The organism is Elusimicrobiaceae bacterium (genome assembly GCA_017528825.1).
GTDB lineage: Bacteria > Elusimicrobiota > Elusimicrobia > Elusimicrobiales > Elusimicrobiaceae > Avelusimicrobium.
In genome coordinates this window covers 1-8,364 of the sequence record JAFXOI010000029.1, presented here as the reverse complement: position 1 = coordinate 8,364, position 8,364 = coordinate 1, and the positions used below count along the sequence as shown (strand labels likewise).

Annotated in this window: 13 protein-coding genes; all 13 read right to left on the bottom strand. The window is 44.5% G+C overall.

All coding sequences use genetic code 11. The annotated features are described in order from the left end of the window. Window positions 1-70 precede the first annotated feature (70 nt). A complete protein-coding gene (locus IKN49_05520) occupies window positions 71-532 on the bottom strand; it encodes a P27 family phage terminase small subunit (GenBank protein MBR3632495.1) in 462 nt (153 codons plus the stop codon). 2 nt (window positions 533-534) lie between these two features. Beyond that, window positions 535-1,167: a hypothetical protein gene (locus tag IKN49_05515; protein MBR3632494.1), complete on the bottom strand. Its 633-nt coding sequence runs from the start codon at window positions 1,165-1,167 to the stop codon at window positions 535-537. Window positions 1,168-1,237: 70 nt separating this feature from the next. After that, window positions 1,238-1,444 (bottom strand): HNH endonuclease, encoded by a 207-nt coding sequence (locus IKN49_05510; protein ID MBR3632493.1) that lies wholly within the window; start codon window positions 1,442-1,444, stop codon window positions 1,238-1,240. A gap of 780 nt (window positions 1,445-2,224) precedes the next feature. After that, the gene (locus IKN49_05505) at window positions 2,225-2,617 is read right to left on the bottom strand and encodes a hypothetical protein (GenBank protein ID MBR3632492.1); all 393 of its coding nucleotides are present in this window, start codon (window positions 2,615-2,617) and stop codon (window positions 2,225-2,227) included. A 44-nt stretch (window positions 2,618-2,661) separates the two neighbouring features. Beyond that, window positions 2,662-2,967 (bottom strand): hypothetical protein, encoded by a 306-nt coding sequence (locus IKN49_05500; protein ID MBR3632491.1) that lies wholly within the window; start codon window positions 2,965-2,967, stop codon window positions 2,662-2,664. Further along, the gene (locus IKN49_05495; protein ID MBR3632490.1) at window positions 2,943-3,236 is read right to left on the bottom strand and encodes a 3D domain-containing protein; all 294 of its coding nucleotides are present in this window, start codon (window positions 3,234-3,236) and stop codon (window positions 2,943-2,945) included. Before IKN49_05495 ends, IKN49_05500 begins: the two co-directional genes overlap by 25 nt. A gap of 253 nt (window positions 3,237-3,489) precedes the next feature. Beyond that, window positions 3,490-3,786: a hypothetical protein gene (locus tag IKN49_05490; GenBank protein MBR3632489.1), complete on the bottom strand. Its 297-nt coding sequence runs from the start codon at window positions 3,784-3,786 to the stop codon at window positions 3,490-3,492. Between the two features lie 274 nt (window positions 3,787-4,060). Next, on the bottom strand, window positions 4,061-4,180 hold the full coding sequence (locus IKN49_05485) for a hypothetical protein (protein ID MBR3632488.1): 120 nt from the start codon (window positions 4,178-4,180) through the stop codon (window positions 4,061-4,063). A gap of 99 nt (window positions 4,181-4,279) precedes the next feature. Beyond that, window positions 4,280-6,208 carry a hypothetical protein gene (locus IKN49_05480; GenBank protein MBR3632487.1) on the bottom strand — a complete coding sequence of 643 codons (1,929 nt, stop codon included), beginning with the start codon at window positions 6,206-6,208 and terminating at the stop codon, window positions 4,280-4,282. Next, a complete protein-coding gene (locus IKN49_05475) occupies window positions 6,198-6,488 on the bottom strand; it encodes a VRR-NUC domain-containing protein (GenBank protein ID MBR3632486.1) in 291 nt (96 codons plus the stop codon). Before IKN49_05475 ends, IKN49_05480 begins: the two co-directional genes overlap by 11 nt. 3 nt (window positions 6,489-6,491) lie before the next feature. Next, the gene (locus IKN49_05470; GenBank protein MBR3632485.1) at window positions 6,492-6,917 is read right to left on the bottom strand and encodes a hypothetical protein; all 426 of its coding nucleotides are present in this window, start codon (window positions 6,915-6,917) and stop codon (window positions 6,492-6,494) included. Continuing rightward, window positions 6,914-7,966, bottom strand: coding sequence for a YqaJ viral recombinase family protein (locus tag IKN49_05465; GenBank protein ID MBR3632484.1), 1,053 nt, complete (start codon window positions 7,964-7,966; stop codon window positions 6,914-6,916). Before IKN49_05465 ends, IKN49_05470 begins: the two co-directional genes overlap by 4 nt. Then, the coding region (locus IKN49_05460) for an ERF family protein (protein ID MBR3632483.1) at window positions 7,967-8,364 on the bottom strand (398 nt) is incomplete at its 5' end.

Genomic DNA, 8,364 nt, shown 5'->3' with positions numbered 1-8,364 from the left:
TATCTCGGAGCGTTAATCTTTCCGGTGACTACGTTTTTGGCATATACATAAGACGGATGTTTTTTATTAATCACGTCTTATCACCGCCTAAGATCTTGAGCAGGGGATCCGTTTCCAGTTTGGATTTATTAACAGCCAGCGTTCCCATTTTGGCCCGGGCTGACGGAGACAGACACAGCTCCCGACAAACCTGTAAATACTGAGCAAAATACTCTTTCCTCGCTGAGAGTAGAAGCCTGTCGTACAGGTTTTCCGGTTTTGCGTTAATCATATCGTCGATTTGTTCCAACCGGGTAATAATAATAGCTGCATTGGATAGCGTTTTCACGTCCAATTCCGATAACATACCGGACGGATCCATTTGCTTTAACAGCCACCGGTAAACCTTAGCCTGAGGGGCAGTAAGGTTTCTCGGCGCCCGTCTGGATATCGGTTTCCCTTTTAAAGAGTCCTCCACCGTCTCCCGGAGTTTTCTGTCTTTAGCGCTCATCATTTTGGATGTTACTTTTACACTCATATTCGCTTTGGCCATTTTCAGCTCCTGAAATTAGTGGGAATATACACACCCAGCTCCATAGTGTTGATAAGCAAAAGATACTTACGGGTATTGTAAATATCCTCGGCTATATCTTCCAGCTTAGGAACGCTTTCCACGTCGGACGGTTCCAGCAAATTCTTTAAGGTAGCGCCCAGCCCCAAAGAATTACTGAAAGAAGCTATCGATTTCAAAGAACCAGGTACACTTTGTACAGCACCGGCTGCGGAACTGATCCAGGAGTCAACCAGCGAACTGATATAAAATTGTTCCCCGGTAATAGCGTCCGTACTCTCTGAAATGCTTGCCGTAAAAGTGGCGCCGCTGGTATTCATCAAATCGGCCTCAAAATTAAACAGATCTGTTATATCAGAATAACCGGACGGCGCCCCGTCCAATGAGTAAGGAACTGTGTAACCACCTTTATAGATTATCCCCGTTCGGATTTGAGCATGAGTCAAAGCCTTGATACAGTTTTCAAGCATACCGGATAAGTCTAAATTATAAAAACTGTTTACCTGGGTAAGCAGAGGACTCATTAAATCATCAAGTAAAGAGGAGTCATATCCCTGAGAAACTGCGTACGTTATTAATGTGTTAACTTTTTCTAAAATCGACTCTTTTTTGTTCATTTCTGTAACCTCTCAATAGAAAAATATTTGTAAAGTGAGGTGAGCAGTCCGGTCTTGGCCCAAACGCCTCTCATTTTAAAATTTTCTCCGGGGGGGATTTAACCAGCTGCTGGAGGACAGGCCGGAAGCTCACGTCGTCCTCTACGATAGCATGATCACGTCCACACAGTGTTATCAGGTTATCATCTACCAGCTTCAGCTTATCGTTCTCCCGGATCGGTATGATATGATGTACCGAAAGATTCTTAGTCGTCAGTACTCCACGAGCCAGACACATCTTACACAGATATCTGTCCCGTTGCAGTATCTCTTTCTGCTTACGCTGCCACGCTGCGCTCGAGCGAAACCTGACAACAGCAGTACGCTCTTTCTTTTTATAAATTCGTTCCGGCCTCGGGCCCTTAGGACATTGCCCCCAGGGATGTATCTTACCGCACCGGCTGCAAGCATATAACATTATTTTCACCAGGTAACAGAAACTCACGAAAGTAACAGAACAAAATAAAACCTAAAATCCGTTTTGTTACCCAGCAAACAGCGCTATTACTGGATTCTTTGTAAAAGGTAACAGGTAACAGAATTTAGGCCTAAACCTTTATATATATTAGTAACACATTTACTATATATTATATATATTACTTTTATTTATTTATATAAATAAAAAATATTATATATTATGTTACCTAAACCACTGTAAACCGCATGGTTACTGGCTTTATGAGGTAACAGAATGAAAAATCGTTTTGTTACCGCCTTTTTGTTCAAAGTGCTTCAAAGCCAGTATTCATCTGCGTTTGGATAGGTAACAGAATGATAAACATGATTTTGTTACCACCTGTTACCTTTAAACCTCACAAATGAAAAGAGAGCCGGCTCCTGCGACCTGAACCGACTCTCGGAATGAGAGGAAAGGTAAAAAGCTGGAAAAAGTTTTAAAAACCTTCTTTTTACCGATTACACTATAAAACAGATTCCGGTTTCTGTAAAGCATATAAGTTTACAATTTGTTCTAAAAACTTATACAAACTTATAAACGTTTACAAACTGTTACAAATGGTTATAAAACCTTTTTTAAGTCTGTTTCTTTGATTTTGATAACCATAATCGCTTTCGCTGTCAGGTTATCCACTTTCTGTACGCTGCAGTCCATAATCTGGGCGATCTGCTTTCGCTGCAGCCCGTCAATGTATTTGAGTTCCAGTACGCTTATCAGCCGGTAATTTTTTAGCCGGGTATGAATCACAGTATTAATGTATTCCATTTTCCCGGTGAGCTCCCGGATTTCGTTATCGATATCCTCTGTTAACGATAACAATTTGCTGACTTTGTTCGACAGATCAACCACGTCGCTACCTTTGGGAGTGCCGGAATAGGTGACAGCCTTAATTCCGTAACAGTCGTCCTCATAGGCTCTCCTGCGTTCCGTCAGAATGAGAATACGTTCTTTCATTATGCTGTAACTCAGTAGAAACGTCATTTTAATCTCCCGTTTGTTCATTTACCGGAACTTCCTTTCTTTTCTTTCTCTTTCCGTACATCCAAAGCGAAATTAATCCACTCGTCCTCATAAGGCAGCGTTAAATTAAGCCGTTCACATCTTGAAAACTCATCTTTCAAATCATTCTCAATTACATAAAGCGATTTTAATGTCATGTGAGGGAGTAGGGGACGTACAAAATTCATTGTCGTTTCCGGCATATACGTAGCTCTCCCTATCGCATACCGGAGAGCCGATATCAGTATAAGTTCCATATCCTGATCCAGCGCCACCGTCTTTAATCGGGTGTTATAATTTGACATAATAATTTTTGCCTCCCAAATCTGATAGCCTTTTCGTATTTTCCCAGGTACAGATCGAGCTTATCCTTATAATTTCCTCCGAAACGATCCTCGACAGTCCAGACTGTGCTATCCGGTAAAATCACTTTGGTTCCGAATGGCAAATGGTCAGCGGCGCAAGTATGATAAGCCCTCGGCCAGACTCCGGAAGCCGTCCGGTTCCCCGTCTCACAATAAGCAGAGGTATCAAGGAGCTGCCAGAACACCACCAGTATAATTAAGTATTTCATTACTCCTCTCCTTTTTAATCTTGTCTATGTTCACCCTTTAGCCAATCTAATATTGCGTCCACATTTCCACCGTAGGAACTTAATTGAGCAATTACTTCTGCCTTTTCTTCCGTTGAAAGTGAGCAAAACCAATTTTCGTTATTATCAGGAACTATTCCTGTACCGTGGCACATTTTACATGCTCTCCACACAAGGGATCCGCTGTTATCTGGCTCACATCTTTTTCCATTACATCTTGGACATTTCATTCGTGTTACTCCTCTCCTTTTTTAATCTTGTCTATGGTTCGCTGCAGTTTGCCTTTGGCCAGCTCGTTAATCAGCTCTTTATCGTAGCCTTTAATCATAAGCAGCTGGGTGAGTGTTACGATTACGTCTACCGTTTCCTCTTTGACTTTCTCCTCCCAGGCGTTCTCCTCCGGATACAGAATATTTTTGATTAACGCCTGGTTGAGTTCTGCCATTTCTTCCATGAGTTTCAGAATCTGATTTTGTATGCCTTTTCTGTACAGGACATACCGGCACAGCTTTTTATTTTCCAGATTTAACATAGTTACCTCCAGGAGTGTTTCCCGTCGAACTTAACCCGTTTGGGCCGTGGAGCTATCTGTGCGTGGTCGTTGTCTACGATACCGCCGCAAGCCAGGCACTGCTGCAAACCGGAAGAACGCACTACATACCGGTTACAGTACGGGCATAAAAAGAAATAACCGTCTGTTTTATCCTCGATTTTCAATATTTCCTTTGGTTTTGGCATTTTTGCTTTTCTCCTTTTTCTTCTGGCGTTTCAGGAATTTTTCCCAGGCCTTTTTCAAATCAATGGGCTTATCTGTAATCACGGTAATCGTCCTCCCTGTTTACGGAAACCAGGCACATAATACAAATGCCGATTACTGCACCGATAAACACACAGGCTAAATGTGACATAACTGATATAAGTGACATTTCATTTCCTCCTTGTATTTCGGTAAAACATCAAACAAAACAGTACACAGCTCAATAAAACCAAAAGGCTGCAGAAAATATAAGCGTTCACGATACCTCCTAAAAATCCAGCGCCGCTACGAAATAGCGCTTACCGTCAGCCTTACGGAGCCGGGACTTTGCCGACAGCCCGTACTTTTTACAGATTTCTTTATAAAAGGTTTTTCTGCCTACGGCCTCCCGGATCCCGGAGAGCTGGCACCAGTTTTTATACCGGGCGTACAGTCCGTCCCTGGGAGTTTCCAGCGTGTGCTCCCGGGTGATTTCCTCGTCCTCTATCCAGCTGAGGACGGAATTATTTTCAATAGCGTACAGCCTCATAGCCTCCTGGACTACAGCCGGCTCTTTATAGTAGCCACGGCGCCGTAATCTCCGGAGCCCTTTAATCGCCAAGTTCAAAAGATAGCTCAGGGCCTCCGGCGTAGAAACCTTTTCAAAAACTAAGGGATCATAATCCGGATCGTCTTTTGTAAATTTGGCATTAAAAGGAACAAAGCACCAGCGCCGGTACATACCGTCCGATTTGTCGCTGTTCCTGGGTATCTCGTTACAGCTGAACAAATGCGTCGTATAGGATTCCAGGACAAAGGGAGGAGCGAATTTTCGCTGTACTGTCAGCGGTTCTCCGGAAAACAGCTTTTTTAACGTGCCGCTGTCTTTAATCGGTTTGTAATTAATATCGTCGCCGATATTAACCAGCTTGTTCTCCAGCTCTGCAGCCATGAAATTCGTACTCAGCTGATCCAGGGAGACGGTACTGACGTTATCCGGGCCGATTAACTTCCGGATCAGTTTTAAAATGGTACTCTTACCGTTAGAGCCGCTGCCATAAAACAGGAACGCCTTTTGATAAATATTTTTGTGGAGCAGACAGTCGCCCAGGATTTCCTCGAACAGATCCATACACTCCCGGTCAGCGCAAAAGACTTTGTTTAACAGTTTATCCACGGAAGAGCAGTAAACGGAGCTGTCATAATTTACCGGCAGCCGCTCGAACTCGATAGCCTCCGGCGTATAATCCAGCCGGTTACCGTTAGTGATATTTAGCCGGCAATTCATCAAATTAATGATATACGGATTCACTTTGATATCGTCCCGGTCTTTGTACGTCAGAATCTTTAGGTATTTGATTACCTCGTCCCGTTGCCGGCTGGTGATATCCGGAACCCGTCGGATCATTTCCTTTTCGATTTCGATTTGGGCCGGCTGGTAATATCCCTCCAGATAGATGTACAGGATATTATTCACACAAATGATATGCTTTTCTTTCGCCAGCTCGGCAGCCAATAAATCATGCCGGAACTTTTTGGACGCTGCTTTTTTCTGTTCCTGCTCGACTTCCTCGTCCGTTTTAAATGCTTCGTCCCGGATAATGGTAGCCATTTCGGAGGGAGCCAGGGATTCCGCAAAGACATATTTATTAATGAGCTCCAGCGTGTATTTAACCTCGTCCCGTTTAAAGCCTTTGCTCTGGAGGAACACAATGTAATTAAACAGCTCCTGGTTCCTGCCGTCCCCGGACTTCATTCCCTTAAACGAAAAATTGTTGCCGGTACGGTTCACCGGGTAGAGGTATTTCGGTACATAACTGATATCGTTATCGTCATACCGCCGGATCCATTTCCGGAGAACCCCGTCATCCTTAATTTTGACGTAGCCGTTTTTTCCGTAGGAGCGGCAGTCGCAATAAATACCCAGCGCCAGCCGGCTCTTTACAAAGTTTTTCCAAGGCTCGGCAGATTTAAACCAAACATGATAACCACGGGAGGTTTTCATTACATTACAATGCAGATCCAAATCCTCGATTATCTTTAACATGATCTGATAATCCGAAACCGTGTCAAAGTCCAGAACGATAAACGGCTCCGGTACTATCATTCCGATATTGTTAAAGTCTTTCACCTCGTCCCAGGTTTTGGCTTTCCCGTCTTTAAATTTGTGCAGCGGCTTTTTATTTGAATCTAAAATGATATAGATGTTATCTTTCATTACCAACCGCCTCGTTAAAGTCTGAAATGAACTGCTCAAGAGAATAAGGTACGACGTGGATACCGCCTGCCTCGATAATCCGTTTCCGGATAATTTTCTGGGCCGGCGCCAGCCGGTTATTTCCGACTTTAGTCTCTATCGCAATAAATAAGCCCTTATAACAGGCCAGGATATCCGGCGTACCTTTGCCAGTCATACCGGAGCCGTATACATTGAGTGTATAGGCTCCGATACTGTCGAGGTAGTCGATAATCTGGCGCTGCAGTCTCGACTCTTTCATTCCTTAAAAGTCGTCAATATCAACGACTTTTTTAGAGGCAGCAGCTGGGGAGTTAAAACCGGAGGCCGGTTTGTAATCCTTTAACTGCACGAACGTAACGGTTTTCTGCGGATCTTTATTAGACGGTAATACCTGGTGGGTAACCTCAGCGTCGATATAGCAGCCTACCAAATCGTTTTCGTCGATTTCGCCGGAGAGTCCCGGATTATTAAACGCCTGACGTGCGAAATAGCTGAAAGCGTTCAGGGCCTTTTCGTTTACCTCGCCGCCTTTAATCAGGGAAAAGCGCTCGATCTGTTTACTGCCGTCAGCCGTAACCAGCGTGATATTCATTTTGCCAAAGTCCTCTTTATATTCAACTTCGGTAATTTTGAAAACGTGACGGCCCTCAGGGATAACGGTAAAATTGCTGTCGGATAATGTAATCATGATTTTTCCTCCTCATTCTTTTCAATAATTTTATTTGTCAGCCGGTACGTAGTCGTAACGGTGGAATACTCTTTCCACAGGCCGGCTTTTTTCAGTTTGGCAGTATCTGCCTTTTCAGACTGGCATTTAGCCAGAGTAAAACAGTAGTGGCTGCTGCTGATATTTACCTTGTCGATACCGTCGGTAAATTTGCCTTTGAGGTAAGTTTTTAACTGTTCCTCAGCTGCTTTCAGTTCTTTCTCCAGCGGATCCAGCTGGACGGAAACGGCAGCGATTTTTTCTTTCAGCTCGTCAATGCGTTTCAGCGTAACGGCGATATCTTCGTTAACGTCAGCCGTCGTTTTCCGGAGCGCTGCGATAATATCAGCGTCGGCTTTTTCGTCATAATCCGGGGAGATACCCGTTTCCACATACTTTTTCCAGAACTCGGTAGCCGGTTTGATATGCGTATTCTCAAAATCCGGATAAATTTCGGACAGTTTATAATCCCGTATAATGGTATTTTTGCCTACCACCGGCTTAAAGTTTCCCGGATTCTGATAGTCCTCATCCGTCAGGAAGCCACAGACGAAAATAATATTTTCACAGCCGGAGAGGTACGCATACAGCGCCGCCTGGGCCTTATAATATTCCGGCGTATCCTCCAGCCAGTCCTCGGCCCGTTTGGTGGTTTTGATTTCTACTATCGTATTGTCTCCGATAGCGTCCCACATACCGCCGAATACTTTCACGTCCCGGAAAAAATCGCCCCAGGTTTTTTTAAAGTAGTCCGGGCCGTAAACGTCCGTCGGATCCTGAATATCCATAAAATACCGTTTTTCCAGCATTTTAATTAAGATAGGTTCTATCGCCTTACCGGCCAGCGTGTACTGGTTATCCTCGAACGGTTCCTCATACGTCCGGGTAATCTCACACCAGGCTTTAAAGGGAGTGCTCCACCGGTTCAGCCCCAGGATAGCAGCCAGCCGGGTAGCGGTAATCTTTTTCGGATTCTTAACCGGCTCTACTTCGATATGGCTATCCAGCCATTTTATTTTTTTAACTGCCATTTATTCGCCATCCGGATACAAGCGCTTTCCGATTTCACTGATCAGCTTTTCGGCTTCTTCTGCCGTGGCCCCGGCTTTCATCTTCGCTACCGTACTGGCGATAAACTCCTCGTGATCCTCGCCGGTGTCCCGTAATTTCTGCAAACCTTTTTTAATACTGTTTTTCTGGACTTCGGTAGCCTTACCGCTCTGATCAGTAAGAGTCTTAACTGCTTCCTTGCGTTCTTCCGGCGTGGCCGGCGGCGTTCCTTTCTTCCCGGAGGGAGTAACCGGCTTTTCTTTCCCCTGGGTAGCGTCGTAGGTATCGTCCTCCACGATATCCAACATCATTAAATACAGATACCGGCGCTGATAGGTTTCCTCTGCTCCCAGTCCCTGGAGCTCGTTCATTTTCCGTT

Bases quoted from the DNA above. Each gene is read 5' to 3' on its own strand.
- IKN49_05520 (MBR3632495.1), bottom strand. From the start codon at position 532: ATGGCCAAAGCGAATATGAGTGTAAAAGTAACATCCAAAATGATGAGC.
- IKN49_05515 (MBR3632494.1), bottom strand. From the start codon at position 1,167: ATGAACAAAAAAGAGTCGATTTTAGAAAAAGTTAACACATTAATAACG.
- IKN49_05510 (MBR3632493.1), bottom strand. From the start codon at position 1,444: ATGTGTCTGGCTCGTGGAGTACTGACGACTAAGAATCTTTCGGTACAT.
- IKN49_05505 (MBR3632492.1), bottom strand. From the start codon at position 2,617: ATGAAAGAACGTATTCTCATTCTGACGGAACGCAGGAGAGCCTATGAG.
- IKN49_05500 (MBR3632491.1), bottom strand. From the start codon at position 2,967: ATGTCAAATTATAACACCCGATTAAAGACGGTGGCGCTGGATCAGGAT.
- IKN49_05495 (MBR3632490.1), bottom strand. From the start codon at position 3,236: ATGAAATACTTAATTATACTGGTGGTGTTCTGGCAGCTCCTTGATACC.
- IKN49_05490 (MBR3632489.1), bottom strand. From the start codon at position 3,786: ATGTTAAATCTGGAAAATAAAAAGCTGTGCCGGTATGTCCTGTACAGA.
- IKN49_05485 (MBR3632488.1), bottom strand. From the start codon at position 4,180: ATGTCACTTATATCAGTTATGTCACATTTAGCCTGTGTGTTTATCGGT.
- IKN49_05480 (MBR3632487.1), bottom strand. From the start codon at position 6,208: ATGAAAGATAACATCTATATCATTTTAGATTCAAATAAAAAGCCGCTG.
- IKN49_05475 (MBR3632486.1), bottom strand. From the start codon at position 6,488: ATGAAAGAGTCGAGACTGCAGCGCCAGATTATCGACTACCTCGACAGT.
- IKN49_05470 (MBR3632485.1), bottom strand. From the start codon at position 6,917: ATGATTACATTATCCGACAGCAATTTTACCGTTATCCCTGAGGGCCGT.
- IKN49_05465 (MBR3632484.1), bottom strand. From the start codon at position 7,966: ATGGCAGTTAAAAAAATAAAATGGCTGGATAGCCATATCGAAGTAGAG.